The organism is Paucibacter hankyongi (genome assembly GCF_037482915.1).
In the GTDB taxonomy this organism is placed as follows: Bacteria; Pseudomonadota; Gammaproteobacteria; order Burkholderiales; family Burkholderiaceae_C; genus Paucibacter_A; species Paucibacter_A hankyongi.
This window is the reverse complement of record NZ_JBBHJX010000009.1, coordinates 31,745-57,739: the sequence shown is the minus strand read 5'-3', so window position 1 is coordinate 57,739 and position 25,995 is coordinate 31,745. Positions and strand designations below refer to the sequence as shown.

Annotated in this window: 22 protein-coding genes; 18 read left to right on the top strand and 4 right to left on the bottom strand. The window is 64.1% G+C overall.

Features of this window, described 5'->3' with window-relative positions; genetic code table 11:
- Positions 1-57: 57 nt before the first annotated feature.
- Genes kynA through kynB form a run of 3 tightly spaced genes read right to left on the bottom strand, consistent with a single transcriptional unit; the run spans position 58 to position 2,845 of the window.
- Positions 58-906, bottom strand: coding sequence for a tryptophan 2,3-dioxygenase (gene kynA / locus WG899_RS14315; protein ID WP_339596329.1), 849 nt, complete (start codon positions 904-906; stop codon positions 58-60).
- Complete coding sequence (kynU, locus tag WG899_RS14310) at positions 903-2,201, bottom strand: kynureninase (RefSeq protein ID WP_339596328.1); 1,299 nt, start codon at positions 2,199-2,201, stop codon at positions 903-905. Before kynU ends, kynA begins: the two co-directional genes overlap by 4 nt.
- Positions 2,202-2,221: 20 nt before the next feature.
- Positions 2,222-2,845 (bottom strand): arylformamidase, encoded by a 624-nt coding sequence (gene kynB / locus WG899_RS14305; protein WP_339596327.1) that lies wholly within the window; start codon positions 2,843-2,845, stop codon positions 2,222-2,224.
- A 221-nt stretch (positions 2,846-3,066) separates the two neighbouring features.
- Between kynB and WG899_RS14300 the strand changes: the two genes are divergently transcribed.
- From WG899_RS14300 to WG899_RS14235, 14 genes are read left to right on the top strand one after another with little or no spacing between them, the layout of a single operon-like run.
- Positions 3,067-5,442, top strand: a complete 2,376-nt coding sequence (locus WG899_RS14300; protein WP_339596326.1) for a bifunctional salicylyl-CoA 5-hydroxylase/oxidoreductase — start codon at positions 3,067-3,069, stop codon at positions 5,440-5,442.
- 3 nt (positions 5,443-5,445) lie between these two features.
- Positions 5,446-6,234, top strand: a complete 789-nt coding sequence (locus WG899_RS14295; protein ID WP_339596325.1) for an SDR family NAD(P)-dependent oxidoreductase — start codon at positions 5,446-5,448, stop codon at positions 6,232-6,234.
- Positions 6,234-6,773 carry a MarR family winged helix-turn-helix transcriptional regulator gene (locus tag WG899_RS14290; RefSeq protein WP_339596324.1) on the top strand — a complete coding sequence of 180 codons (540 nt, stop codon included), beginning with the start codon at positions 6,234-6,236 and terminating at the stop codon, positions 6,771-6,773. The genes WG899_RS14295 and WG899_RS14290 overlap by 1 nt, the downstream gene beginning before the upstream one ends.
- Positions 6,770-7,624, top strand: coding sequence for an enoyl-CoA hydratase family protein (locus WG899_RS14285; protein WP_339596323.1), 855 nt, complete (start codon positions 6,770-6,772; stop codon positions 7,622-7,624). The genes WG899_RS14290 and WG899_RS14285 overlap by 4 nt, the downstream gene beginning before the upstream one ends.
- 2 nt (positions 7,625-7,626) lie before the next feature.
- Positions 7,627-8,781 carry an acyl-CoA dehydrogenase family protein gene (locus WG899_RS14280; RefSeq protein ID WP_339596322.1) on the top strand — a complete coding sequence of 385 codons (1,155 nt, stop codon included), beginning with the start codon at positions 7,627-7,629 and terminating at the stop codon, positions 8,779-8,781.
- The gene (locus tag WG899_RS14275; protein WP_339596321.1) at positions 8,778-10,397 is read left to right on the top strand and encodes a benzoate-CoA ligase family protein; all 1,620 of its coding nucleotides are present in this window, start codon (positions 8,778-8,780) and stop codon (positions 10,395-10,397) included. Before WG899_RS14280 ends, WG899_RS14275 begins: the two co-directional genes overlap by 4 nt.
- A gap of 30 nt (positions 10,398-10,427) precedes the next feature.
- Positions 10,428-11,621 carry an ABC transporter substrate-binding protein gene (locus tag WG899_RS14270; protein WP_444718853.1) on the top strand — a complete coding sequence of 398 codons (1,194 nt, stop codon included), beginning with the start codon at positions 10,428-10,430 and terminating at the stop codon, positions 11,619-11,621.
- Between the two features lie 10 nt (positions 11,622-11,631).
- A complete protein-coding gene (locus tag WG899_RS14265; protein ID WP_339596320.1) occupies positions 11,632-12,552 on the top strand; it encodes a branched-chain amino acid ABC transporter permease in 921 nt (306 codons plus the stop codon).
- Positions 12,553-12,564: 12 nt separating this feature from the next.
- Positions 12,565-13,542 carry a branched-chain amino acid ABC transporter permease gene (locus tag WG899_RS14260; RefSeq protein WP_339596319.1) on the top strand — a complete coding sequence of 326 codons (978 nt, stop codon included), beginning with the start codon at positions 12,565-12,567 and terminating at the stop codon, positions 13,540-13,542.
- The gene (locus tag WG899_RS14255; protein ID WP_339596318.1) at positions 13,535-14,305 is read left to right on the top strand and encodes an ABC transporter ATP-binding protein; all 771 of its coding nucleotides are present in this window, start codon (positions 13,535-13,537) and stop codon (positions 14,303-14,305) included. The genes WG899_RS14260 and WG899_RS14255 overlap by 8 nt, the downstream gene beginning before the upstream one ends.
- A complete protein-coding gene (locus WG899_RS14250) occupies positions 14,302-15,012 on the top strand; it encodes an ABC transporter ATP-binding protein (RefSeq protein WP_444718852.1) in 711 nt (236 codons plus the stop codon). The genes WG899_RS14255 and WG899_RS14250 overlap by 4 nt, the downstream gene beginning before the upstream one ends.
- A 2-nt stretch (positions 15,013-15,014) precedes the next feature.
- Positions 15,015-15,458, top strand: coding sequence for an acyl-CoA thioesterase (locus tag WG899_RS14245; RefSeq protein ID WP_339596317.1), 444 nt, complete (start codon positions 15,015-15,017; stop codon positions 15,456-15,458).
- On the top strand, positions 15,455-15,868 hold the full coding sequence (locus WG899_RS14240) for a RidA family protein (RefSeq protein WP_339596316.1): 414 nt from the start codon (positions 15,455-15,457) through the stop codon (positions 15,866-15,868). The genes WG899_RS14245 and WG899_RS14240 overlap by 4 nt, the downstream gene beginning before the upstream one ends.
- 59 nt (positions 15,869-15,927) lie before the next feature.
- Positions 15,928-17,106, top strand: a complete 1,179-nt coding sequence (locus WG899_RS14235) for an acyl-CoA dehydrogenase (RefSeq protein ID WP_339596453.1) — start codon at positions 15,928-15,930, stop codon at positions 17,104-17,106.
- A gap of 125 nt (positions 17,107-17,231) precedes the next feature.
- Here WG899_RS14235 and WG899_RS14230 read toward each other — a convergent pair whose 3' ends face one another.
- Positions 17,232-17,561 (bottom strand): DUF6172 family protein, encoded by a 330-nt coding sequence (locus WG899_RS14230; RefSeq protein WP_339596315.1) that lies wholly within the window; start codon positions 17,559-17,561, stop codon positions 17,232-17,234.
- 333 nt (positions 17,562-17,894) lie between these two features.
- Here WG899_RS14230 and WG899_RS14225 point away from each other — a divergent pair, with 333 nt between their 5' ends.
- The 4 genes from WG899_RS14225 to WG899_RS14210 all read left to right on the top strand — a co-directional run bounded on the left by WG899_RS14225 (position 17,895) and on the right by WG899_RS14210 (position 25,980).
- Positions 17,895-20,033, top strand: coding sequence for a GGDEF domain-containing protein (locus tag WG899_RS14225; RefSeq protein WP_339596314.1), 2,139 nt, complete (start codon positions 17,895-17,897; stop codon positions 20,031-20,033).
- Positions 20,030-22,135 carry a diguanylate cyclase domain-containing protein gene (locus tag WG899_RS14220; protein ID WP_339596313.1) on the top strand — a complete coding sequence of 702 codons (2,106 nt, stop codon included), beginning with the start codon at positions 20,030-20,032 and terminating at the stop codon, positions 22,133-22,135. Before WG899_RS14225 ends, WG899_RS14220 begins: the two co-directional genes overlap by 4 nt.
- A 135-nt stretch (positions 22,136-22,270) precedes the next feature.
- On the top strand, positions 22,271-24,130 hold the full coding sequence (locus WG899_RS14215) for an FAD-dependent oxidoreductase (protein ID WP_339596312.1): 1,860 nt from the start codon (positions 22,271-22,273) through the stop codon (positions 24,128-24,130).
- Positions 24,127-25,980, top strand: a complete 1,854-nt coding sequence (locus WG899_RS14210) for a 2-oxoacid:acceptor oxidoreductase subunit alpha (protein WP_339596311.1) — start codon at positions 24,127-24,129, stop codon at positions 25,978-25,980. Before WG899_RS14215 ends, WG899_RS14210 begins: the two co-directional genes overlap by 4 nt.
- Positions 25,981-25,995 lie beyond the last annotated feature (15 nt).

Below are 25,995 nucleotides of genomic sequence, written 5' to 3'. Positions count from 1 at the left end.
TCTATCGCAAAGCTCTCCCCGTGCGCAGCCTGTACTTGTCTGGTTTTCGGGCGCTTTTCAGAGTTCCGTGCGCAGGGCCCACAGTTCTGGGAACAGCACCACATCCAGCATCTTGCGCAAATAGCCGACGCCCGAGGTGCCGCCGGTGCCGCGCTTGAAGCCAATCACCCGCTCCACCGTGGTGACGTGACGGAAGCGCCACAACCGGAAGGCATCCTCCAGGTCGACCAGCTCTTCGCCCATTTGATACAGGTCCCAGTGCTTGCTCGGCTCGCGGTAGACCTCCAGCCAGGCGGCCTTGACGCCTTCGTCGGCGCTGCGGGCTTGGGTCCAGTCCCGCTCCAGGGCTGCGGCCGGCACTTGAATGCCGCGCCGCGCCAACAGACGCAGCACCTCGTCGTACAGCGACGGTACCCGCCAAGCAGCTTCGACATCGGCCAGCAGGTCGGGCCGGTGCGCATGGGGTTTCAGCATGGCCGCGTTCTTATTGCCCAGCATGAATTCGATGCGGCGGTATTGCGCGCTTTGGAAGCCGCTGCTGTTCGACAGATAGGGCCGGATGGCGGTGTACTCGGGCGGGGTCATGGTCGCCAGCACATCCCAGGCATGCACCAGTTGTTCCATGATGCGAGACACCCGCGCCAGCATCTTGAAGGCCTCGGGCAGCCGGTCGGCCGCCACGCAGGCGACCGCCGCCTGCATCTCGTGCAGCATCAGCTTCATCCACAGCTCCGAGGTCTGGTGCTGGACAATGAACAGCATCTCGTTGTGCTCGGGCGAGAGCGGATGCTGAGCGCTGAGGATCTGATCCAGATGCAGGTAGTCGCCGTAGCTCATGTCCTGAGAGAAGTCGAGCTGGGCTTTTTCCTCTCGAACGATGTTTTCGGTGTTGTGCGGGCAACTCATGTCACGGCTCCTTGCTTTTGAAATTCAGGACGCTGCCATTCTTTTTGCTGCAGCACCTGATGCAAATGTTCGACGGCATCAAAGACATCGGCAAAGCCGATGTAGAGCGGTGTGAAACCAAAGCGCAGGATGTGCGGCACCTCGGCGAGGCGGCTGGGGTCGCCGGCGCGGAAGTCGCCGATCACGCCGCGGGCGATCAAGGCTTGGATGACCGCATAGCCGGCCTCGTGCAGCGGCGCGTCCAGGCTCAGGCAGACCTGGCTGCCGCGGCGGGCCTCATCGCGCGGCGAAGCCAGGCGCACACCCAATTTGGCGCAGCGGGCCTCGGCCAGTTCAATGAAGAGTTCGGTCAGTGCGATCGATTTTTTACGCAGCGCCGCCATGCCGCCCATTGGTTCGGCGGCCAAGACGGTGTCGACGCCGCATTCCAGTGCGGCCAGTGACAACATGGCGGGCGTGCCGCAGATGTAACGCTTGATGCCCGCGGCCGGGCGGTAGTCGGTGGTGAATTGAAACGGCGCGGCATGGCCCAACCAACCGGACAGCGGCTGCCAGAAGCGCTCGGCGTGGCGCGGGTGCGCCCACACAAAAGCTGGCGCGCCGGGGCCGCCGTTCAGATATTTGTAGCCGCAGCCGATGGCGAAGTCGGCATTCGCCCCCTTCAAGTCGACCGGCACCGCGCCGGCCGAATGGGCCAGGTCCCAGATCACCAGGGCGCCGGCGGCATGGGTGGCCGCCGTCAGGGCGCTCATATCGTGGCGATAGCCGGTGCGGTAGTTGACCTCGGTCAGCATCAGCACGCCCAACTCGGCGTTCAGTGCGGCGGGGATTTCGTCCACGCTGTCGACCAGCTTCAGGGTCCAGCCATGCTGGCGGGCCAGGCTCTCGGCGATATAGAGGTCGGTCGGGAAATTGCTGCGCTCCGACACGATCAGCTTGCGCTCGGGGGCCAACTGCTGGCTGATGCCAATCGCCGCCGACAGCACCTTGTAAAGGTTCAGCGAGGTGGAGTCGGCGACGATCAACTCGCCGGGCGCCGCGCCCACCAGGCGAGCGATCTTGTCGCCAATGCGGCTTGGCAGGTCGATCCAGCCGGCGGTGTTCCAGCTCTTGATCAGATCCTGGCCCCATTCCTTTTGAATCACCTCTTGCACGCGCCCCAGGGTGGCGCGGGGCAGCACGCCGAGCGAATTGCCGTCCAGGTAAATGGTGCCGGCGGGCAGCTCGAATTGGTGCTTCAGTTCGCGCAATGGATCTTCTTGATCCAGCACATCGCAGTCTTGTCTTGTGGTCATCAAAGTACTCCTGAGGGGGTTCAAAGCTCGCGCAGCACGGCGCGAACCGGGGAGGCGCAGGCGCCGGCCAATTTAAGGGGCAGGGCAATCAATTCATAGTTGCCTTCGGGGACCTCGTCCAGCACCAGGTTCTCCAGCACGCGCAGATCGAGTTGCAGGAGCTGCTGGTGGCTGCTCAGGCTTTTGCTGCTGGCGGGGTCGACCGAGGGGGTGTCCAGGCCGATCAACTTGACGCCGCGGCCCGCCAGCCAGGCCACCGTCTCGGGTGCGAAGGCGCTGAAGTCCGGGTTCCAGCTGCGATCGGCCTGTTCGCAGCAGCGCACCAAGACGCGGGCCGGCAAATTGGCCGCCGCGTGGCGCAGGTGTTCGATCTGTATCAGCGGGCCGCAGCCGATCGCATGGATCACCCGGCAGGGGCCCAGATATGGGTCCAGCTCCAGCTCGGCGCAGCTGGCGGCACCGTCGGCGTAATGCAGCGGCGCATCGGCATGCGCGCCGACATGGGGTGACAGGGTGATGGCGCTCAGATTGACCGGACAGTCCGGCGAGAGCCGGGCCGTCCAGTTCAGGCGATAGGGCTCGTCGCCGGGAAAGATCGGCGCATCGGCCGAGACCAGCGGGGAGATATCCCAGATTCGTTTCATACGGGGTGGTGCTTTCTTGTGCTGCAGCTTCAGCGGCGGGCGAGACCTTAACAACGCTCAAGCCTACGTGGTGTCGGTTAATTCCAACATCGAGCGACCTTGCTGGCAAGTTCTCTGATGGCCTTTATTTCGCGGGTTTGTCCCCGGTCCCAAAGCACGGTAATTTGATTGACACCTAAACTATCAAAGCCTAAAGTTGCTCGCAATCAAGGAGACAAGCGATGCGCATCACCTGTATTGGCGGCGGCCCAGCCGGTCTGTATTTCGCACTGCTGATGAAGCAGCAGAACCCGGCTCATCAGATCACTGTGCTGGAGCGCAACAAACCCGGTGACACCTTCGGCTGGGGCGTGGTGTTCTCCGACCAAACGCTTGGCGCGATGCGCGAGGCGGATGCCAAAACAGCCGACGAGATCCTCGACGCCTTCAATCATTGGGACGATATCGAGGTCCACATCAAGGGCCGCACGCTGTGCTCGGGCGGTCACGGCTTTTGCGGCATTGGCCGCATGAAGTTGCTGAATATCTTGCAGGCGCGCTGCGTCGAGTTGGGCGTGGAGTTGCGCTATGAGACCGATGTGGCGGATGACGAAGGCATTGACGCCGACCTCATCATTGCCTGCGACGGTTTGAATAGCCGCATCCGTACCAAATACGCGGCCAGCTATCGGCCCGATATCGATCTGCGCCAGTGCCGCTTTGTCTGGCTGGGCACCAGCAAGCTGTTCGAGGCCTTCACCTTCGACTTCCAGAAGACCGAGCATGGGTGGTTCCAGGCTCATGCCTACCGCTTTGATGCCAACACCTCGACCTTTATCGTCGAAGCGCCGGAGTCGGTCTGGGCGGCGGCGGGTATCGAGGCGATGAGCAAGGAAGAGGGCATTGCTTTTTGCGAGCGGCTCTTCGCCAAGGTGCTGGACGGGCACAAATTGGTCTCCAACGCGGCCCATCTGCGCGGCTCGGCGCAATGGATTCGCTTCCCGCGTGTGGTCTGCAAAAACTGGGTGCATCACAACGGCCGTGCGCCGGTGGTGTTGATGGGTGACGCCGCCCATACCGCGCACTTCTCGATTGGCTCCGGCACCAAGCTGGCACTGGAAGACGCCATCGCCTTGGCGCGTGATATCGGGCAAGCCCAGGGTAATTTGGAGCTCGCTCTGGCGGCCTACCAGGCCAGCCGCTCGGTCGAGGTTTTGCGCATTCAGAATGCCGCCCGCAACTCGACCGAATGGTTCGAAAACGTCGAACGCCATGCGCAGCTGGAGCCGGATCAGTTTGCCTATTCGTTGCTGACGCGTTCGCAGCGCATCTCGCACGAGAACCTGCGCCTGCGCGACCCGGCTTATGTCGATCAATTCGAGACCTGGTTGGCTGGTCGCTCCGGCCTGGCGCAGCCAGCCGCGGTGCCGCCGATGTTCACGCCCTTCAGCTTGCGTGGCCTGACGCTGAAGAACCGCGTCGTGGTCTCGCCAATGGCACAGTACTCCTGTGTGGACGGGCTGCCCGGCGACTATCACCTGATGCATTTGGGTGCGCGCGCCACCGGCGGCGCTGGTTTGGTGTTTGCCGAGATGACATGCCCCTCGGCCGATGGCCGCATCACCCCCGGATGCCCTGGTCTGTATACCGATGCGCAGGGCGCGGCCTGGGCGCGCATCGTCGATTTTGTGCACGCCAACAGCAGCGCCAAGATCGCAGTGCAGCTGGGCCATGCGGGCGCCAAGGGTTCGACCCGGCGTGGCTGGGACGGCATCGATCAAGCCTTGCCGGAAGATGGCTCACAGGGCGCCAACTGGCCGCTGATCTCCGCTTCGCCGCAGCAGTATCTGGCTGGAGTCAGTCAGACCTCGCGCGAGATGACACGGATCGATATGGACCGGGTACTGGCTGATTTCTGCGCCGCTACCCAGCGGGCCGCCGACGCAGGCTTTGACTGGCTGGAGCTGCACTGTGCGCACGGCTATCTGTTGTCCAGCTTCATCTCGCCGCTGACCAATCGGCGCAGCGATGACTACGGCGGCAGCCTGGAGAATCGCCTGCGCTTCCCGCTTGAGGTGTTCCGGGCGATGCGGGCCTTGTGGCCGCATGATCGCCCGATGTCGGTGCGCATCTCCGCCCATGACTGGGTCGAGGGTGGCACGACGCCCGAGGACGCGGTGCAGATCGCGGCGGCCTTCAAGGCGGCGGGTGCGGATTTGATAGACGTTTCCTCCGGCCAGGTCAGCAAGCAAGAAAAGCCGGTCTATGGCCGCATGTGGCAGACGCCGTTCTCGGAGAGCATTCGCAACCGGGTCGGCATTGCCACCATCGCGGTGGGCGCCATCTCCGAGGCCGATCACGTCAACAGCATCATCGCCTCTGGCCGTGCCGATCTGTGCGCGGTGGCCCGGCCGCACTTGGCCAATCCGGCCTGGACGCTGACCGAAGCGGCGCGCATTGGCTACAGCGGACCCATTGGTCTGGCATGGCCCAGGGCTTATCTGTCGGCCAAGCCGCAGCTGGAAAAAGAGTTTGAGCGACAGCGCGCTCAGGCTGCGGCAGGCGGCGCATCCGGTCTGTCGGCGCTGGAGCAGGCCAACAAGGCCATGGGGGTTTAGGCCATGGCGATGCTGCCGGAGAACAAATTGCCCAACAGCCTGCAGGGCCTGCATGCCGTCGTCACCGGCGGCGGCAGCGGCATCGGTGCCGCCGTGGCGCGCTCGCTGTTGGAAGCCGGCGTTTCGGTCACGCTGATGGGGCGCAATCTGGACCGCTTGCAGGGGCAGGTGGCCGGCTTGATGGCGCTGGGCCCCGTGGATTGCTGCGTCGTCGATGTCAGTGACGAGGCCAGCGTCAAGGCCGCTTTTTCGACCCTGTCGCGGATCGACATTCTGGTCAATAACGCCGGTCAGGCCGAAACCGCGCCGCTGGCCAAAACCTCCTTGGCGCTGTGGCAGAACATGCTGGGCGTCAATTTGACCGGCACCTTTTTGTGTTCGCGGGAGGTGCTGCCCGGCATGGTTGAGCGCGGCTTTGGTCGCATCATCAATGTGGCCAGCACCGCGGCCTTAACTGGTTATGCCTATGTGGCGGCCTATTGCGCAGCCAAGCATGGCGTGCTGGGCTTGACCCGGGCGATGGCGCAGGAATTGGCCAAGAAGGGCGTCACCGTCAATGCCGTTTGCCCAGGCTACACGGAAACCGACATCGTCGAGCGGGCGGTTGCCAATATCGTCGGCAAGACCGGTCGCAGCGCCGAGCAGGCGCGGGCTGAGCTGGCCGCCGGCAATCCGCAAGGGCGCTTGGTGCAGCCGCAGGAGGTCGCTTCGGCCGTGTTGTGGCTGGCGCGCCCCGACAGTGCCGCCATGAATGGACAGTCGATTGCCGTCTGCGGCGGGGAATTGATGTGATGGGCCTGGATCTCGAGTCACGCGCCCATGCGCAAGACCACCAGGCCTTGCGCCTGTGGTTGCGTTTGCTCGCCTGCACCAACCGGGTCGAAGGCGTGATACGCAACCGCCTGCGCCAGGACTTCGCCACCACCTTGCCACGCTTTGATCTCTTGGCGCAGTTGGAGCGGGCGCCGAATGGCTTGAGCATGCGTGAGTTGTCCAAGCGGCTGATGGTGACCGGCGGCAATATCACCGGCATCACCGACCAGTTGGAGGCCGAAGGCCTGGTGGTGCGCGAGGCGCATCCGAGCGACCGACGCTCTTACACGGTCAAATTGACCCCGGCCGGCAAGCGTCAATTCAAGCGCATGGCGGCCACCCACGAACAATGGGTGGTCGAGTTGCTGGAGGGCTGGAGTCCGGACGAAAAAAACCAAGTCTATGGTCTGCTGGCCGGGCTGAAGAGTCATTTGAGTGGCTTGGAGTCGTCGGCATCGGCCGCCTCGGCCGCAACAGCGACCCTCGCTGGCAAGGAAAAAAAGGAATCGCGTCAATGAGTCAAACAGGCATCAATCATCATCTGGCCGAGGGCAACCGGCAGAGTCTGCAAGGCTTTGCGCCGGCGCATTTTGGCTGGCATGTGGACGGCCAGGTGGGGGTCATCACGCTGAATCGCCCCGAGCGCAAGAATCCGCTGACCTTCGACTCCTATGCCGAGTTGCGCGATCTGTTTCGTCGCCTCAGCTATGTGGACGAGGTGCGGGCCATCGTCGTGCAAGGGGCCGGGGGCAACTTCTGCTCCGGTGGCGATGTGCATGAAATCATCGGCCCGCTGACCCAGATGCCCATGCCCGATCTGCTCGCCTTCACCCGCATGACCGGTGATCTGGTCAAGGCGATGCGGGCCTGCCCGCAGCCGCTGATTGCCGCCATCGACGGGGTCTGCGCCGGTGCCGGCGCCATCATCGCGATGGCCTCCGACCTGCGCGTCGGCACGGCGCGCTCGAAGACCGCCTTCTTGTTCACCCGCGTCGGCCTGGCCGGCTGCGATATGGGGGCTTGCGCCATCTTGCCGCGCATCGTCGGTCAGGGGCGAGCCTCCGATCTGCTTTACAGCGGCCGCAGCCTGGGCGGTGACGAAGGTTTGAACTGGGGCTTTTTCAATCGACTCGCCGAGCCCGAGGCCTTGCTGTCCGAGGCGGTCGCCTGGGCGCAGCAGATTGCCAGCGGCCCGAGCTTTGGCCACGCGATGACCAAGAAGATGCTGCACCAGGAGTGGGCCATGGGCGTGGACGAGGCCATCGAAGCCGAAGCGCAGGCGCAGGCCATCTGCATGATGACGCAGGACTTTCATCGCGCCTATCAGGCCTTTGTGGCCAAGCAGCGGCCCGAGTTCAAGGGGGATTGAGCATGAGCCATCTCACGCATCTGGCCTGGCCGTTTTTTGAAGACAGACATCGCCAACTGGCGACCCAGCTGGAGGCCTGGTGCAGCGAATTTCTGCACAGCGGACATGGCACCGATGTGGATGCCGAGTGCAAATCGCTGGTCAAGGCCTTGGGACAGGGCGGCTGGCTGCGGCATGCCATAGCCGGCACCGCCCTGGGCGGCGCGGCCGAGCAGATCGACACCCGCGCCATTTGCCTGCTGCGTGAGACGCTGGCGCGCTACAACGGCCTGGCCGACTTCGCCTTTGCGATGCAGGGCTTGGGTTCGGGTGCCATCTCTTTGGCCGGCAGTGACGCGCAACGTCGGCGTTATCTGCCGCGGGTGGCGAGTGGTGAGGCCTTGGCCGCCTTTGCGCTGTCGGAGCCAGAGGCTGGCTCGGATGTGGCCGCCATGCAGTGCAGCGCGGTGGCGGATGGCGATGACTATGTCCTGAACGGTGAGAAAACCTGGATCTCCAATGGCGGCATTGCCGACTTCTACATCGTCTTCGCCCGCACCGGCGAGGCGCCTGGGTCAAGGGGCATCTCGGCCTTTATTGTGGACGCCGATCTGGCCGGATTCGAGATTGCCGAACGCATCCAGGTGATCGCGCCGCATCCGCTGGCCCGCCTGCGCTTTAACAACTGCCGGGTTGCCAAGAGCCAGATGATCGGGGCGCCGGGCGAGGGCTTCAAAGTGGCGATGCGCACGCTCGATGTCTTCCGCACCTCGGTGGCGGCGGCCTCGCTGGGCTTTGCGCGCCGCGCCTTGCAAGAGGGATTGCAGCAGGCCAAGAGCCGCAAGATGTTTGGCGGCACTTTGGCCGAGCTGCCGTTGACCCAGGCCAAGCTGGCCGATATGGCCTGCACCGTTGATTCCTCGGCGCTCTTGGTTTATCGCGCCGCCTGGCAGCGCGACCAGGGGCAGGTCGTGACCCGTGAGGCGGCGATGGCCAAGCTGATGGCCACCGAGGGCGCGCAGCGCGTCATCGACGCGGCCGTGCAACTGTTCGGCGGCCGCGGGGTGCAAAGCGGCGAGATGGTGGAGACGCTGTACCGCGAAATCCGCGCCTTGCGCATCTACGAGGGCGCCAGCGAGGTGCAACAGCTGATCATCGGAAGGGATTTGTTGAAATGATTGCCTCGGCCCATATCGATACCTTCACCCGTGACAACCTGCCGGCGCCCGAGTTGTGGCCGGAGCTGATCTTTGAACTGCCCGAGTTGCAGTTCCCCGATCGCCTCAACTGCGCCAGCGAGTTGTTGGACCGTTGGGTCGAGCAAGGCCAGGGCGAGCGTCTGTGTCTGCAGGGCGCCGACGGGCTGCGCTGGAGCTATGCCGAGCTGCAGCGCCAGGCCAACCGCATCGCCCATGTGCTGGTGAGCGAACTGGGCGTGCTGGCCGGCAACCGGGTGCTGCTGCGCGGCGCCAACACGCCGCAAATGGCGGCCTGTTGGTTCGCGGTCCAAAAGGTCGGCGCAGTGGCGGTGGCGACGATGCCGCTGCTGCGCGCCAAAGAGTTGCAGCAGGTGATCGACAAGGCGCAGATCAGCCACGCGCTGTGCGACGCGCGCTTGGCCGAGGAGCTGACGCTGGCGCAGGCGCAATGCCCGCAGTTGCGCAGCATGGCCTTGTTCCACAGCGAGGCCGCAGACGGCCTGGAGGCGCGCGCCGCCCGCCACAGCGATGCCTTTGCCAACGTCGATACCGCTGCCGATGATTGCTGTTTGATCGCCTTCACCTCGGGCACCACCGGTGCGCCGAAGGGCACCATGCACTTCCATCGCGATGTGATGGCGATCTGCCGCTGCTGGCCCTCGCATCTGCTGCGTCCGCAGGCCGACGATGTTTTCATTGGCAGCCCGCCCTTGGCCTTCACCTTTGGCCTGGGGGGATTGGTGCTGTTCCCGATGAGCGTTGGCGCCTCGGCCGTGCTGCTGGAAAAGGCCTCGCCGGATGCGCTGCTGCCAGCGATCACCAAGTACCGCGCCAGCGTGCTGTTTACCGCGCCAACCTCCTACCGGGCGATGGCGCCCCAGGTGGCTGCGCATGATTTGAGCAGCTTGCGCAAATGCGTCAGCGCCGGCGAGGCCTTGCCGGCAGCCACGCGCAAGCTCTGGAAGGACGCCACCGGCATCGAGCTGATCGATGGTATCGGCGCCACCGAGCTTCTGCACATTTTCATCTCCCACGATGAGAGCAACGCCAAGCCGGGTGCGACCGGCAAGCCGGTGCCCGGCTACCAGGCCTGTGTGCTGGACGACGAGGGTCAGGTCTTGCCGCCCGGTCAGGTGGGCCGCTTGGCGGTCAAGGGCCCAACCGGCTGCCGCTATCTGGCGGACGAGCGCCAGCGCAACTATGTGCTGAAGGGCTGGAACCTGACCGGCGACGCCTATTTGGTCGATGCCGAGGGCTATTACGTCTACCAGGCCCGCACCGACGACATGATCATCTCCGGCGGCTACAACATTGCCGGCCCCGAAGTGGAGTCGGCGCTGTTGGCGCACCCGGCGGTGGCCGAGTGCGGCGTGATCGGGCAGGCCGACGAGGAGCGCGGCCAGATCGTCAAGGCGGTTGTCGTGCTGCGCGAGGGCTTCACGGCCGGGCCCGAGCTGCAGCGTGAATTGCAGGACTTCGTCAAGGCGACGATTGCGCCCTACAAATACCCCCGTGCGATAGAGTTCCGCGCCAGCTTGCCGCGCACCGAAACCGGCAAGCTGCAGCGATTCCGCTTGCGCTCGCAAGCGTCCTGATCGATGTTCAAACCTGTGTTGGAGACCTCCATGACGATGAAGAGTTCGATTCTGAGTAGGACCGTGGTGTTGACGGCTTGCATGGCCCTGGCCAGCGGCGCGATGGCGGCCGACAAGGTCAAGGTCGGCATGCTCAGTACTTTGTCCGGCCCCGGCGCCGGTCTGGGCGTGGACATCCGGGACGGTTTCAATCTGGCGCTCAAACACAGCGGCGGCAAGTTCGGTGGATTGCCGGTCGAGATGGTGATTGCCGATGACCAGCAAAACCCTGAGGTCGCCAAGCAGACCTCGGATCGCCTGATCAAGAAGGACCGTGTCGACTTCATGACCGGCATCGTCTTCTCCAACATCATGCTGGCCGTTGGCCCCAGCGTGTTCGAGAGCAAAACGCCCTACATCAGCGCCAATGCCGGTCCCTCTCAGTACGCCGGCGAACAGTGCAATCCCTTCTTCTTCAACGTGGCCTGGCAGAACGACAACCTGCATGAGGCGGTTGGCAAGACGGTGCTCGACAAGGGTTTCAAAAAGGTCGTGCTGCTGGCCCCCAACTACCCGGCCGGCAAGGACGCGCTGGTCGGCTTCAAGCGCTTCTACAAGGGCGACAAGGCGGTGGTCGCCGATGAGATCTACACCAAGCTCGGCCAGCTCGACTACGCGGCCGAACTGGCGCAGGTGCGCGCGGCCAAGCCGGACGCGATGTACATCTTCCTGCCCGGTGGCATGGGCATCAACTTCATCAAACAGTTTGTCGGCGCCGGTCTGTCCAAGGACGTCACCTTGTTTGGCCCCGGCTTCTCGGCCGATGAGGACGTGATCAAGGCGGTGGGCGAGCCGATGCTGGGCATGTTCAACAGCTCGCACTGGGCCCACGACATGGACAACGCCGCCAACAAGAAGTTTGTGGCCGATTTCCAGAAGGACTATGGTCGTCTGCCTTCGCTGTACGCCAGCCAGGGCTATGACGCGGCGCTGCTGATGGACGCGGCCGTGCGCGACGTGAAGGGCAAGATCGAGGACAAGCCGGCCTTGCTGAAGGCGCTGAAGGCCGCCAAGTTCGCCTCGGTGCGCGGCCCTTTCAAGTTCAATAACAACCAGTATCCGGTGCAGGACTACTACCTGCGCATCATCGGCAAGGACGCTCAGGGTCGCGTGACCAACAAGACGCTGGGCAAGATCTTTGAGAACCACGCCGATGCCTATGCGGCTTCGTGCAAGATGAAGTGAACGCCTGAGCATGGACTGGATTCTTGTCACCGAGCAGGCCCTCAACGGCCTGCAATTCGGACTGATGCTGTTCTTGCTGGCGGCCGGCCTGACGCTGGTGTTCGGCATCATGGACATGATCAATCTGGCCCATGGCTCGCTCTATATGGTGGGGGCCTACTTGGCCGCCGCCGTCTTCCAGGCGAGCGGCTCCTTCGTCCTGGCGGTGCTGGCCTCGCTGTGCGGCACCGCCGTTTTCGGCATGCTGCTTGAGATGACCTTGTTGCGCCGGCTTTATCAGCGCGATCACCTGTCGCAGGTCTTGGCCACTTTCGCGCTGATCCTGATTTGCAATGAGGGTGTGCGCATGATCTGGGGCGCGCAGCCGGTGATGCTGAACACGCCGGCCGCCCTGTCGGGGCCGGTGCAGTTGTTGCCGGGCCTGATGTATCCGGCCTATAGGCTCTTGATCATCGCGGTGGGTTTGGGCGTGGCGGCTTTGCTTTATGTGCTGGTGACGCGCACGCGCATCGGCATGTGGGTGCGGGCGGGAGCCTCGAACCGGGCGATGGCCACGGCCATGGGTGTCAATATTCGCTGGCTGTTCACGGCGGTGTTTGGCTTTGGCGCGGCGCTGTGCGCCTTGGCCGGCTCCTTGCTCGGTCCCTTGCTGGCGGTGCAGGTCGGCATGGGCGAGAGCATCTTGATCCTGGCCTTTGTGGTGATTGTGATCGGCGGCATCGGTTCGATTCGCGGCGCCCTGGTCGGTGCGCTGTTGGTCGGTGTGGTCGACACCTGCAGCCGCACCTTGCTGCCGGCTTTACTTCGACATTTGGCCTCGGCCGAGGCGGCCGCCAATCTGGGCCCGGCGCTGGCCGCCATCCTGATTTATGTGCTGATGGCCGGCGTCTTGTTCTGGAAGCCGCAGGGACTGTTCCCGGCGCGCGGGTGAGGGGGAGAACCGATGCAAGTCGCAAACAAGCCAAGCAGTCTCTTGCAGCACCGCGGCCTCAGGCCCTGGGCATGGCCGCTGCTGCTGGTCTTGGCGGGCCTGCCGCCGCTGTTGGCCGCTTTTGGCATGGAGTTCTATGTCGGCGTGGCCAGCCGCGTGCTGATCTTCGCCATCGCCGCCTCCAGCCTGAATCTGATCCTGGGCTTTGGCGGCATGGTCAGCTTTGGCCACGCGGCCTTTGTCGGCCTGGGCGCCTACACGGTCGGCATCTTGATGGACGCCGGCGTTCAGTCGGCTTGGATCGCCTGGCCGGCGGCGATGCTGGTCAGCGCGCTGGCTGCCGGCCTGATCGGTTGGGTCAGCCTGCGCACCCGGGGTGTTTACTTCATCATGATCACGCTGGCCTTTGCGCAAATGTTCTATTACCTGCTCGTCTCGCTGAAGGCCTATGGCGGCGACGACGGGCTGCCCTTGAGCGGGCGCAATGTCGTCGCGCCTTGGCTCAGCCTGCACAACGACGCTCAGTTCTATTGGCTGCTGCTGGCTCTGGCGGGCCTGCTGATGGCGGGGCTGACACGGCTGATCAATTCCCCCTTTGGCCAGCTGCTGCAGGGCATCAAGGAGAACGAGGCTCGTATGCACGCGCTGGGCTGTCGCGTCTTTGCGGTGCAGTGGCAGGCCTTTGTGCTGGCCGGTGCGCTGGCCGGCTTGGCGGGTGCCTTGCTGGCGAACCTGAGCGGGCTGGTGACGCCGCACACCTTGCATTGGTCGCAATCGGGTCAGCTGATGATCATGGTCATTCTTGGCGGCGCCGGCACGCTCTGGGGCGGCGCCCTCGGCGCGGCGGTCTTGCTCTTGCTGGAAGAATTGTTGTCGGGCTACACCCTGCATTGGCAGATGGCCCTGGGCCTGCTCCTGCTGGCGGTGGTCTTGCTGGCGCCGCAGGGTTTGGCGGGCATGTTTGCGCGAGGACGGGCACGTCATGGCTGAGTCGCTGCTGAAGGTTGATCGCCTGGTCAAGCGCTTTGGTGCCCTGGCCGCCACCGACGAGGCCTCCTTCGAGGTGCATCCGGGGGAGATCCATGCGCTGATTGGCCCCAATGGCGCCGGCAAGACAACGCTGATCCACCAGATCTCGGGCGCCTTGTCGCCCGACGCCGGCCGGATTCTGTTCCAGGGGCGCGATGTCAGCCGGGTCGGCATGGCCGCGAGGGTGCAGGCCGGCCTGGTGCGCTCCTACCAGATCACCAGCATCTTCAAGCGCTTCAGCGTGCTGGACAACCTGGCCCTGGCCTGCCTGGCGCGTCGCCCCGGTCAGCCGAGTCTGTGGCGGCGCGCCAGCGCCGATGCACGGCTTTATGAAGAGGCCCAGGCCTTGGCCGAGCAGATCGGCCTGACGGCACAGTTGCAGCGTATTGCCGGTGACTTGGCCCATGGCGAGCAACGCGCGCTCGAGGTGGGCCTGGCCCTGGCGGCCCGGCCCAGCCTGCTGCTGCTGGACGAGCCGATGGCCGGCATGGGGCCGGACGAATCAGAAAAAATGGTCGCCTTGTTGCAGCGTTTGAAGGGCGAGGGGCAAGGCCTGACCTTGCTCTTGGTGGAGCACGATATGGAGGCGGTGTTTCGTCTTGCCGATCGGATCTCGACGCTGGTCTTCGGCCGCATCATCGCCAGCGGCACGCCGCAGCAGATCCGCGAGCACCCCGAGGTCAAGCGCGCCTATTTGGGCGATGAAATGGAGGCGGCGCTGTGACGGCCTTGCTTGAAATCCGTGATTTGCAAGCCGGCTACGGCGGCAGCCAGGTCTTGTTTGGCTTGGACTTGACGATCGAGGCCGGCGAGGTGGTCACCCTGCTGGGCCGCAATGGCATGGGCAAAAGCACGACCTTGCGCTGCCTCTGCGGTTGGATGAAGCCGAGCAGCGGCAGCATTCGCTTTTGCGGCGAGAACATCAGCGGCTGGTCGGCCGACCGCATCGCACGGCTGGGCCTGGCCATCGTGCCCGAGGGCCGGCAGGTGTTCCCGAATCTGTCGGTGCGCGAGCACCTGAGCGCCTTCGCGGCGAACCGCAGTGGGGCGCAGACACCTTGGGATGTCGAACGGGTGTTTGACTTGTTCCCGCGCCTGCGCGAGCGCAGCGCCAATATGGGCAATCAGCTGTCCGGCGGTGAGCAGCAGATGCTGGCCATTGGCAGGGCCTTGGTCACCAACCCGCGGCTGATGATTTTGGACGAGGCCAGCGAGGGCCTGGCGCCCTTGATCCGCGAGGAGATTTGGCGTTGCCTGGGCCTGCTGCGCGAGGCCGGGCAGACCATATTGGTGGTGGATAAATACGTGCGCCGGCTGATCCGCCTGGCCGACCACCACAGCATCCTCGAGCGCGGCCATGTGGTCTGGCGCGGCTCCTCGGCCGAGTTGGACGCCGACCATGCGCTCTGGCAGCGCTACCTGGGAGTTTGAGCATGCACACCTGGGTCTATCAGCGACAGCAATTGGTGCGCTTCGGTCATTGCGACCCGGCCGGCATCGTCTTCTACCCACGCTATTTCGAGATGCTGAACGCCCTTGTTGAGGACTGGTTTACCGAGGGCCTGGGCGTGGACTACGCGCAGCTGCTCGGGCCGCGTCGCGTCGGCATGCCGACCGTGCATCTGGCCAGCGAGTTCAAGCGCGTCAGCCGCATGGGCGAGCGACTGACCCAGCGTGTGGCAATCCGCAAACTGGGCCGCACCTCACTGACGCTAAACGTCCATTTCGACGGACCCGCGCACAGCCCGCAGCTCGATGATGGTCGGGTGGCCTTTGAGCAGGTCTTGGTCTGCACCAGCCTCGACACCCACAAATCCGAACCTTTTCCGCAAGATCTGCGCGCCGCCCTGGAGCGCGCCCAAGGAGTAGCTGTATGACGACCCCCAGCCCTAAGCAAGTTCTTCAACCGGCCGACTGGGCCATGCCGCGTGGCTATGCCAATGGGGTGGCCGCCAGTGGACGGACCGTCTTTGTGGCCGGCCAGATTGGCTGGAACGGCCAGTGCCAGTTCGAGAGCGATGACTTTATCGATCAGGTGCGCCAGACGCTGCTGAACATCCGGGCCATCCTGGCCGAAGCCGGCGCCAGCCCGGCCCATATGACACGGATGACCTGGTATTTGCTCGACAAGCGCGAATACCAGGCCCGCGGCCGTGAGGTCGGCCAGGTCTACCGCGAGGTGATGGGCGCCGAATACGGCGTCGCCATGGCGGCGGTGGTGGTGGCTGGTTTGATGGAAGACCGGGCCAAGGTCGAGATCGAAGTCACCGCCGTCGTGCCCACCTGATCACGCTGCGTACCAGGGCCAAGGCCCAACCCGATTCCTATTTTTGAGAGACCCACAAGATCATGAGCAAAGCCACTTTTCATTGGCACGACCCGCTGCTGCTGAACGAACAACTCAGCGACGAGGAGCGGATGATCCGCGACGCCGCCCAGGCCTATTGCCAGGAGCGCCTGGCCCCGCGCGTGCTGGAGGCCTTTCGGCATGAGCGCACCGACCTCGAGATCTTTCGCGAGATGGGTGCCATCGGCCTGCTTGGCCCCACCATCGCGCCCGAGTACGGTGGCCCCGGACTCAGCTATGTGGCCTACGGCCTGATCGCGCGCGAGGTGGAACGGGTCGACTCCGGCTATCGGTCGATGATGAGCGTGCAGAGTTCGCTTGTGATGGTGCCGATCAATGAGTTTGGTAATGAGGCCACCAAGCAAAAGTACCTGCCCAAGCTGGCGACCGGCGAGTGGATCGGCTGCTTCGGCCTGACCGAACCGAACCACGGTTCCGACCCCGGCAGCATGATCACGCGGGCCAAAAAGGTCGATGGCGGCTACAGCCTCAGCGGCGCCAAGATGTGGATCACCAACTCACCGGTGGCCGATGTGTTTGTGGTCTGGGCCAAGGACGATGGCGGACAGATCCGCGGCTTTGTGCTGGAGAAGGGCTGGAAGGGACTCTCGGCACCGGCCATCCACGGCAAGGTCGGTCTGCGCGCCTCGATCACCGGCGAGATTGTCATGGACGAGGTCTTCTGCCCGGAAGAAAACGCCTTCCCCGAGGTGCGCGGCCTGAAGGGGCCGTTCACCTGCCTGAACAGCGCCCGTTACGGCATTGCCTGGGGAGCGCTGGGCGCTGCCGAAGACTGCTGGCACACCGCACGCCAGTACACGCTGGACCGCAAGCAGTTCGGCAAACCGCTGGCGGCCAATCAGCTGGTGCAAAAGAAGCTGGCCGATATGCAGACCGAGATCACGCTGGGCCTGCAGGGATGCTTGCGTCTGGGTCGCATGAAGGACGAGGGCACGGCGGCGGTCGAGATCACCTCGATCATGAAGCGCAATAGCTGCGGCAAGTCACTGGAGATCGCCCGCACCGCGCGCGATATGTTGGGTGGCAACGGCATCTCGGACGAGTTCGGCATCGCCCGCCATCTGGTCAATCTCGAGGTGGTCAACACCTATGAGGGCACGCACGACATCCATGCGCTGATCCTGGGCCGCGCGATGACGGGCATCGCTGCTTTTTAGCCCTTGCGGGCTGGACCTTGTCGAAGACAAGCTCCGGCCCCAATTGATTCAGCGGGTTTCTTGCGGGCTGGACCTCGTCGAAGACAAGCTCCGGCCCCAAGCCACTCAACGCTTCCGCCGCGAACTCAGGCGTCGCTCATCCGGTCGGCTTCAGCTACATCGCTGCCGGCCGGGCGTGGTTTACGTACGCCGGGCTTGGCCAACAACTCCAGGTAAAAGGACTCGGCCTTCTCGGCTGCATAGGCGTTGATGCGCGCTGTGATGGCGCCGAATTCAATCACCTCGGCGGTGGCGGGGCTGCTGCCAAAGCGGCAGTCAAAGTCCCAGAAGTCCACGCCCACTGGGCGGGTCTTGTTCTGTTCGCGTTTGATGTATTTGCGAATCTCGTGCTTGATCGCCTCCAGGAGGCGGTCGGGGTGTTTGCCTTCGACCTGCAGTTGGAATGTTTTTTTCATGTCGGGCCTAGGTGGCAGTGGGCGGCCGGTGCCAAAGGCAAGCGGCAGCCACGGGTGGGAGAAGTGGAAGGCGGGCAATGTTTCGCCCGGCAAGTGCCGCCAATTATCGGACCATTGCGCCGTTGCTTAATTTGGCGCCGATGAGACCGTGCAAGCATGCCTAGACGGGTGCGCATATGCGGCGATACTGCGTTGTAATGATTTCAATCGTTCGGGTCCTCGCAAGCTCTTGTGACAGCCGGCCACGGCTTTTGCTCTGCAGCTGTTTTGGGGGCACCGGCGATGCAGCCCCAGGTTGATGGAGACGTGAGCAGACCGCCTGTATTCCCTGTCATGCCTTGGCCCATACTCTGGGTCTTGGGCCGAATTCCGGGCCGGGGTTTTGGCCTGGCCTCCGTCCTGTTGCTGCCGCTGGCCCTGCTGCTGAGCGCCTGCCGTCCGGAGCCGGTGGCGGATTCAAATGAGCCTGCCCGGCAGACAAGAGCCTCTCCTGCCAATCAAGCTTCCACGGTCACGGTGTCGCCTCTGGACGAGGCCTTGGGGGCTCGCTTGGCGGCCATTGAGCGCCTCGGCCCGATCCGGCCGCGTGAGAACGATGCTGCCTTGCTGGCTTTATTGAGGGATCTCAAGCCTGGCAGCAGCGAGTGGATCGAGGTGAAGTCCTTGCGCGGCAATGTCTTTGCCGAGCTGCGTGCCACCGAACGGCTTGAGGCCTTGAATGGCGAACTGCAGGCGTATGAAAACGGGCCGCAACAGCCGGCGGTGCGTTTGGCGATGGCGCTGCTGCGCGCGCAAAGGCTGCAGCGCGAAGGCAAGAACGTACTGGCCTTGAAATCGCTGGACTTGGTCTGGCAGACCGCCGAAGGGCAGGCCAGCCTGCCACTGCGCTCGCGCTGTTTTTCGCTGATGGCGGGCATGCTGGCGGACTCCGGCAATGTCGAGGCCGCCATCAAGGCTGGGCTGGAAAACCTCCGGCTGGCGCAACAAAGCCAAAGCAGTTGGCGCCGCGCCGGTAGTCTGGCGACCTTGGCCTATGTCTATCTGCGCGCGCAGCAGCCTGAGCGCGCCCTGCAGGCGGGCCAAGAGGGCTTGGAGCAGGCCTTGTTGGACCCGGAGCCCTTCTTGATGTACCGGGTGCACAACGCCCGCGCCATTGTGTTTGCCGAACTGGGCGAGGCCGAAAAGGCCGAGAGCGCCGGTCGCCAGACCCTGGACTTCGCTCGCCAGACCGGTTCACCCAATGTCTTGGCCTTGGCCCTGGGCAATAGCGCCGATTATTTGATGCGCCAGGGCAAGTACCCGCAGGCGATGCGCTGGTCCCAAGAAAGCTTGGCGCTGGCCTTGCAATCCGGTGACCTGCTCAGTGAGGGCTTGGCTCGGCTCAATATCGGTTTGGCAAAAATTGCGCTGAAGCAGGTCGAGGAGGGCAGGCGCGAGGCCTTGAAGGCCATTGCGATGGACGAGGCGCAAGGCCAGCGCGCCGCGGTGGCCGAAGATTGGCGCGAGCTAGGCGGCTATCTGGAGCGGGCCGGTGAACTGGCCGGGGCCATCGATGCCTATCACCGCTACCGGCTGCTCAGCGACCAACAATTGCGAGAGGACAGCCGCAAGGCGGTGCTGGAGTTGCAGGCCGGCTTTGATGACGAGCGCCAGGCCAAGGAGATCATCCTGCTGGATCGCGGCAACAAACTGAAGGCCGAGCAACTGCGCGCGCGCGACCTACAATTGCGCCTGTGGTTGGCGCTGGGTGCTTGTGTGGTCTTGCTCAGCGTGTTTTTGGTGCTGGCCTACCAGCGCATCCGTGCGAGCAACCGGGCCTTGGCCCGCAGCAATGCCGAGTTGCGCGTCCAAGGGGAGCGCGACCCCTTGACCGGTTTGGCCAATCGCCGCCATTTTCAGAGTGCCATCAAGCGTCTGGCCGATCAAGGAAAGCTCAGTGGCACGGTGTTCTTGATCGACATTGACCATTTCAAGCGCGTCAATGATGTGCAGGGGCATGCGGCCGGAGATGCGGTGTTAGTCGAGGTGGCACGTCGTTTGCGCGCCGTTTTGCGCGAGGAAGACCTGGTCGTCCGGTGGGGCGGCGAAGAGTTTCTGATCGTGGTGGATGGCCGCCAAGTGGCCACGGCCAATACCTTGGCCCAGCGCCTGTTGGACCAGATCGGCCGCGAGCCGGTCAGCTACGCGCAGCAACAGATCTTTGTCACGGCCTCGATCGGCTTTGCCAGCTTCCCGGTGGCACCGAATGCTCTGGCGGTGAGTTGGGAGCGAGCCATCGATTTGGTGGATACGGTCATGTACATGGCCAAGGCGCATGGCAGAAACCGGGCCTACGGTATCGAGGCCATGGTGGCCGAGGACGACGCGGCCTTGGCCCTTGTGGCGGCGCGCATGGAAGCGGCCTGGCATGAGGGCGCGGTGAAGCTGCTGGCCCTGCATGGGCCGTCGCGGAGCGAGGAGGGGGGCGCATGAGCAGAGGCAATGTGGCTGGCACGAGGTGCTTCTTTCGGCTGGGCGGGCTGCGTGGCCTAATGCCCTATGCCACCGGACTGGCATTGCTCGTGGGCCTGTTGAGCCCGATCGCGGAGGTAAGCGCATCGGCGAACCCGGTCGAGTCAGGTTTTGATCTCGAATTGGATGCGGAATTGAGTCGCTTATTGCGTCTCGGTTTTGACAAGCCCGACAAGGCCCTGCAGGCCTTGCAGCAGTTGCAGCGCATGCCGGTGCACCAGGGCCATCAGCCGCAATTGCGCTTGGCCGAGGGACGCTTGCAGGTCTTGGCGGGTGATCTGGATGCGGCTCAGGCCAGCGCGAGCAAACTGGCGCAGGACGGCATGGGTTCGAGCGAAGGCGTGTTGCTGCTGCAGGCCGAGATCAAAGAGCGCGCGGGCCAGACGGGTGAGGCCGCCGAGCTTGCGCAACAGGCCTGGCTTGCGCTGGAACCGGCTTGCGCGCCAGCCAGCGGCCGAGGTGTGGTTCAAGACCCAAGCAACTTCTGTGACTTCAGGCTTGCGTGGTCGGCGCTGCGTGTGCTGGGCCGCAGTCAGTTGAAAGAAGGCCGCATTCCGCTCGCGCTGGCCACTGCTCAACGCAGCCTTGATCTGGCCGAGGGCGGCGCCGACCCCTTGTTGTGTGCCTTGAGCCTGGCCCAATTGGCCCTGCTGGAAACACGCCAGCAGCAGCCCGAGCGGGCGATTGAGCAAATGGCGCTGGCGCAGAAAAAGGCGCAGGGCGACACGCTGACCTTGGCCCAGCTGAAGAACTTTGAGGCCAATCTGGCCGCCTCACGGGGCGACAGCCGTGCCCAGCTGAAGGCGCTGGAAGAGGGCCTGCGCTTGGCGTCCGAACTCGGGGCGGGGCGCCTTTCGGCGCAATTGCTGGCCAACCAGGCCGATGCTTTTTTGCAGTTGCAACAACCCGCCAAGGCACTTAGCCTGGGGCGACAAGCCTTGGGCGAATTGCTCCGCTTCAAGGACGTTCGTGTTGAGCGCAGCACCCGCCTGAACATTGCCCTGGCCTTGATACAGCTGGGGCAGTTTGACGAGGCTAGGCGCGAGTTGGCCCGCGGGGCGACGCTGCGAGGCGAGCAACCCGACCAAGGCTTGCGCGCCCAGGAACTGCAGGAGCTGGGTGAAGCCTGGGCCAAGGCCGGGCAGTCCAAGGAGGCGATCGCGCTTTTCCATGAGGAGCGCAAGCTCAGCGCGGAGCTGGTGGCGCAGAACCGTGAGAGCGCGCTGCAACTGTTGAAGATCAAGTACGACAGCGACCGCAAGCAGCGTGACCTGGAGCTGTTGCAGCGTGAGCGCAGTCTGGTGGACAGCCAATTGCTGAACCGCAAGTTGGCCCAGCAATTCGGCATCGCGCTGGCCTTTTTACTGGGTCTGAGCTTGCTCTTGGTGGCGGTGATGGTGCAACGGGTGCGGGCCGCGCAAAAGCGCCTGAAGGCGAATGAGCTGCTCTTGCGCGCGCAAAGCGAGCGTGACCCGCTGACCGATTTGGCCAACCGACGTCACTTGTTGGCGGTGATGGCCTCGCAACCGCAGGCGGAATTCAGCGGCGCCTTGTTGATGGTGGACATCGACCACTTCAAGCATGTCAACGACGAGTACGGGCATGGCGCCGGCGACCAGGTGATTTGCGAGGTGGCGCGGCGCATCAGCCATGCGGTGCGCAGTGTTGATCTGGTGGTGCGTTGGGGCGGCGAAGAGTTTTTGGTGTTTGCGCCCGACGTGACTCCGGAGCATTTGAAGCAATTGGCGCAGCGCATCCTGGATGAGGTGGCCTATTTGCCCATACAGATCGAAACCGGACCCTTGCGGGTCACGGTGTCGGTGGGCTTTGCGCATTTCCCCTTGCCGCCGGCGATGCTGGACCTGCACTGGGAGCAGGCGGTCAACTGGGCCGATATGGCGCTCTACACCGCCAAGTCGCGCGGCCGCAACCGGGCCATGGGCATTGCCACCGTGGCCGCGGGCGATGCCGGTGCGCTGATGCAGATCGAGGCCGACTTCGACGCGGCTTGTTCATCCGAGCGTGTCCGCTTGGTCGAAGTGATAGGCCCGGCAGCGCTTTGATAAAAATCGGGTCCAAGGGTCAGCGCTAGTGCCGCTGCACCAGTTGAGGGCGTAGTATTTTCGGCAGCACATCCATTCCGACCCAGGCGGCGTCAGCCCATGATGCTCGGCCGAGGGGCGACAAAGGAGATTGCCTTGCGAGCGACCGAGTCAGCCGATCCGAGCTACTTCCACAAGGTGGTGGACTGTCAATGGGCTTGCCCTGCCCATACCCCGGTGCCCGAGTACATCCGCATGATCGCGGCCGGCCGCTACGCCGATGCCTATATGGTCAACTGGGCCTCCAATGTCTTCCCTGGGGTGCTGGGGCGCACCTGTGACCGCCCTTGTGAGCCGGCTTGTCGGCGCGGCCGGGTCGAAGAAAACAATGGCACGGGCGAAAAGAGCCGTCCCGAGCCGGTGGCGATCTGCCGGCTCAAGCGAGTGGCCGCCGACCTGAAGGGCGATGTGCAAGCCCGCATGCCGCAGCGCATGCCGAGCAATGGCAAGCGTGTCGCCTGCATCGGTGCTGGGCCGGCCGCACTGACGGTGGCGCGCGATCTGGCGCCGCTGGGTTATGCCGTCACGGTCTTTGATGCCGAGGCCAAGGCGGGCGGCTTCATCCGCACGCAGATCCCGCGCTTTCGCCTGCCGGAGGCGGTCATCGATGAGGAGACCGGCTACATCCTTGACCTGGGCGTCGAGTTCCGCGGCGGCCAACGCGTCGATTCGATGCGGGACTTGTTGGCCGAGGGCTATGACGCCGTCTTTGTCGGTTGCGGCGCGCCGCGTGGCCGCGACCTCAACATCCCCGGCCGTCGCGAGGCCGCGGCGCAAATCCATATCGGCATCGACTGGTTGGCGTCGGTCTCCTTCGGCCACGTCGACAAGGTGGCGCCGCGGGTGCTGGTGCTTGGCGGCGGCAACACGGCGATGGACTGTTGTCGTTCGGCTCGCCGTTTGGGCGCCAGTGATGTGAAGGTGGTGGTGCGCAGCGGCTTCGATGAAATGAAGGCCTCGCCCTGGGAGAAGGAAGATGCCCTGCACGAGGGCATCCCAATCCTGAATTGCCATGTGCCCAAGGCCTTTGTGCACACCGAGGGCCGCCTGGTCGGCATGATGTTCGAACTTGTCGAAGCGCGGCTCGACGAGCAGGGTCGGCGCCAGTTGGTGCCAACCGGCGCGCCCGATGTCTTTCTCGATTGCGACGAGGTTCTGCTGGCCGTGGGGCAAGAAAACGCCTTCCCCTGGATCGAGGCCGATTGCGGCATCGACTTCAATCGCTGGGGCCTGCCGAAATTGGACGTAAGCAGCTTTCAGTCGAGTCGCCCCGAGGTGTTTTTTGGCGGCGACGCCGCCTTTGGCCCGAAGAACATCATCACCGCGGTGGCGCATGGCCACGAGGCGGCCGTCTCGATAGACCGTTATCTGCACGGCGAGGCCTTGAGCCTGCGTCCACCGCCGCAGCACAATTTGGTCTCGCAAAAGATGGGCATCCACGAGTGGAGCTACGACAACGGCGTTTCCAATGATGAACGCTTCAAGGTGCCCTGGGCGGCGGCCGAGAAGGCGCTGGCCAGCATCAAGGTCGAGGTGGAGTTGGGCTTTGATGCCGCCACCGCCTTCAAGGAAGCCGAGCGCTGCCTGAACTGCGATGTGCAGACCGTCTTCAGCCCGCCGGCCTGCATCGAATGCGATGCCTGTGTGGACATCTGCCCGACCGACTGCATCACCTTCACCGCCAACGGCGAGGAGGCAGAGTTGCGTGGGCGGCTGAAGGCGCCGGCCCTGAACGAGGCGCAAGCTCTGTTCGTCTCGCCCGAGTTGAAGACCGGGCGGGTGATGGTCAAGGATGAAGATGTTTGTCTGCACTGCGGCCTGTGCGCCGAACGCTGCCCGACCGGGGCCTGGGATATGCAGAAATTTCTACTCAACACCAGCAAGGCCGGCCCGGCCTGTCGTGATGCGGTGATTGCGAGCCAAGCGACAGCCTCGGCCAGCGGAGCCCAAGCATGAAGCGCCTCGAAGCCCTGAATGACTTTGTCATCAAGTTCGCCAATGTGAACGGCTCCGGCTCCGCCTCAGCGAACGAGTTGTTTGCCAAGGCGATTTTGCGCATGGGCGTACCGGTCAGCCCGCGCAATATCTTCCCCAGCAATATCCAGGGCCTGCCGACCTGGTATGAGGTGCGGGTCAGCGCGGCCGGCCACCTGGGGCGGCGTGGCGGCATTGACATGATGGTGGCGATGAATCCGCAGACCTGGGCACAGGATGTGGCCGAGATCGAGCCGGGCGGCTATCTGTTCTACGACAGCAGCAAGCCCATGCCGGCCACTGCGTTCCGGCCCGATGTGCATGTGATCGGCATGCCGCTGACGGCGATCTGCAATGCCCATTACAGCGATCCGCGCCAGCGCCAGTTGTTCAAGAACATTGTCTATGTCGGCGCACTGTCGGTTCTGCTGGGCTTGGATGCCGCGCAGATCGAGCGTTTGTTCGGCGAACAGTACGCCGGCAAGGAGCGCTTGTTGGCCTCCAATGTGCAGGCCCTGCAACTGGGGCGGGACTATGCGCAGCAGCATCTGGCCGGCTCGGTTGGCCTGCGCGTCGAGGCGCTCGATCCGCAGCAGGCAGTGGGCGAAAAGATCTTCGTCGATGGCAATAGCGCGGTGGCCTTGGGCCTGGTTTACGGCGGTGCCGCGGTGGCGGCCTGGTACCCGATTACGCCGTCGTCTTCGGTGGCCGAGGCCTTCCAAAAATACTGCGGCAAATACCGCGTCGACAAGGCCAGCGGCGAGAACCACTACGCCATCGTGCAGGCCGAGGACGAAATCGCCTCGATCGGCATGGTGCTGGGCGCCGGTTGGAACGGCGCGCGCGCCTTCACCGCCACCTCGGGTCCGGGCGTGTCGTTGATGACCGAATTCATCGGTCTGGCCTACTTTGCCGAGATTCCTGTCACCATCGTCAATGTGCAGCGCGGCGGGCCGTCCACCGGCATGCCGACGCGCACCCAACAGGCCGATCTGCTCTCCTGTGCCTATGCCTCGCATGGCGATACCAAGCATGTGCTGCTCTTCCCCGAGGACCCGAAGGAGTGCTTCGATCATGGCGCCGCGGCGCTGGATCTGGCCGACCGCCTGCAGACGCCCATTTTCGTCATGAGCGATCTGGACATCGGCATGAACCAGCGCATGTGCGCGCCCTTCGAGTGGGACGATGGCCGGCGCCTCGACCGCGGCAAGGTGATGACGGCTGAGGAATTGGAGGCGGGCCACGATTTTGGCCGCTACAAGGACGTCGACGGTGACGGCATTCCCTGGCGCACCCTGCCGGGCACCCATCCGAACAAGGGCGCCTACTTCACCCGTGGGACGACCCGTGACGCTTATGCGCGCTACTCGGAGGCCGGGCCGGACTACCTCTACAACGTGCGCCGCTTGCTGGATAAATTCCGCACCGCGGCCGATCTTGTGCCGCAGCCTGTCTTGCAGCCCGCGGCGCGCCCGACCCGGCTCGGTGTGCTGTACTTTGGTTCAACCAGCCCGGCCATGAGCGAGGCGCTGGAGCTGCTGGCGAGCGAGGACATCGACCTCGATGCGATGCGCTTGCGAGCCTTTCCGTTTCCGGACTCGGTGGCGGCCTTCATCGCCGCGCATGATGCCGTTTTTGTGGTGGAGCAAAACCGCGACGCGCAGATGCGATCGATGCTGGTGAACGAGTTGGAGGTCGACCCGGCGCGCTTGTTGCCGGTCTTGCACTTTGATGGCACGCCGATCACCGCGCGTTTCATCACCGGCGCCATCACAAGGGCCGTGCATGCCATGGCGGTCAAGCCGCTACGTTCTGTTGGACAGAATGACTAGCCCCGGGAGACCGCC

What these genes read in the sequence shown, in the direction of transcription:
- kynA (WP_339596329.1), bottom strand. Translation starts at nt 906, where the DNA reads ATGAGTTGCCCGCACAACACCGAAAACATCGTTCGAGAGGAAAAAGCC.
- kynU (WP_339596328.1), bottom strand. Translation starts at nt 2,201, where the DNA reads ATGACCACAAGACAAGACTGCGATGTGCTGGATCAAGAAGATCCATTG.
- kynB (WP_339596327.1), bottom strand. Translation starts at nt 2,845, where the DNA reads ATGAAACGAATCTGGGATATCTCCCCGCTGGTCTCGGCCGATGCGCCG.
- WG899_RS14300 (WP_339596326.1), top strand. Translation starts at nt 3,067, where the DNA reads ATGCGCATCACCTGTATTGGCGGCGGCCCAGCCGGTCTGTATTTCGCA.
- WG899_RS14295 (WP_339596325.1), top strand. Translation starts at nt 5,446, where the DNA reads ATGGCGATGCTGCCGGAGAACAAATTGCCCAACAGCCTGCAGGGCCTG.
- WG899_RS14290 (WP_339596324.1), top strand. Translation starts at nt 6,234, where the DNA reads ATGGGCCTGGATCTCGAGTCACGCGCCCATGCGCAAGACCACCAGGCC.
- WG899_RS14285 (WP_339596323.1), top strand. Translation starts at nt 6,770, where the DNA reads ATGAGTCAAACAGGCATCAATCATCATCTGGCCGAGGGCAACCGGCAG.
- WG899_RS14280 (WP_339596322.1), top strand. Translation starts at nt 7,627, where the DNA reads ATGAGCCATCTCACGCATCTGGCCTGGCCGTTTTTTGAAGACAGACAT.
- WG899_RS14275 (WP_339596321.1), top strand. Translation starts at nt 8,778, where the DNA reads ATGATTGCCTCGGCCCATATCGATACCTTCACCCGTGACAACCTGCCG.
- WG899_RS14270 (WP_444718853.1), top strand. Translation starts at nt 10,428, where the DNA reads ATGACGATGAAGAGTTCGATTCTGAGTAGGACCGTGGTGTTGACGGCT.
- WG899_RS14265 (WP_339596320.1), top strand. Translation starts at nt 11,632, where the DNA reads ATGGACTGGATTCTTGTCACCGAGCAGGCCCTCAACGGCCTGCAATTC.
- WG899_RS14260 (WP_339596319.1), top strand. Translation starts at nt 12,565, where the DNA reads ATGCAAGTCGCAAACAAGCCAAGCAGTCTCTTGCAGCACCGCGGCCTC.
- WG899_RS14255 (WP_339596318.1), top strand. Translation starts at nt 13,535, where the DNA reads ATGGCTGAGTCGCTGCTGAAGGTTGATCGCCTGGTCAAGCGCTTTGGT.
- WG899_RS14245 (WP_339596317.1), top strand. Translation starts at nt 15,015, where the DNA reads ATGCACACCTGGGTCTATCAGCGACAGCAATTGGTGCGCTTCGGTCAT.
- WG899_RS14240 (WP_339596316.1), top strand. Translation starts at nt 15,455, where the DNA reads ATGACGACCCCCAGCCCTAAGCAAGTTCTTCAACCGGCCGACTGGGCC.
- WG899_RS14230 (WP_339596315.1), bottom strand. Translation starts at nt 17,561, where the DNA reads ATGAAAAAAACATTCCAACTGCAGGTCGAAGGCAAACACCCCGACCGC.
- WG899_RS14225 (WP_339596314.1), top strand. Translation starts at nt 17,895, where the DNA reads ATGCCTTGGCCCATACTCTGGGTCTTGGGCCGAATTCCGGGCCGGGGT.
- WG899_RS14220 (WP_339596313.1), top strand. Translation starts at nt 20,030, where the DNA reads ATGAGCAGAGGCAATGTGGCTGGCACGAGGTGCTTCTTTCGGCTGGGC.
- WG899_RS14210 (WP_339596311.1), top strand. Translation starts at nt 24,127, where the DNA reads ATGAAGCGCCTCGAAGCCCTGAATGACTTTGTCATCAAGTTCGCCAAT.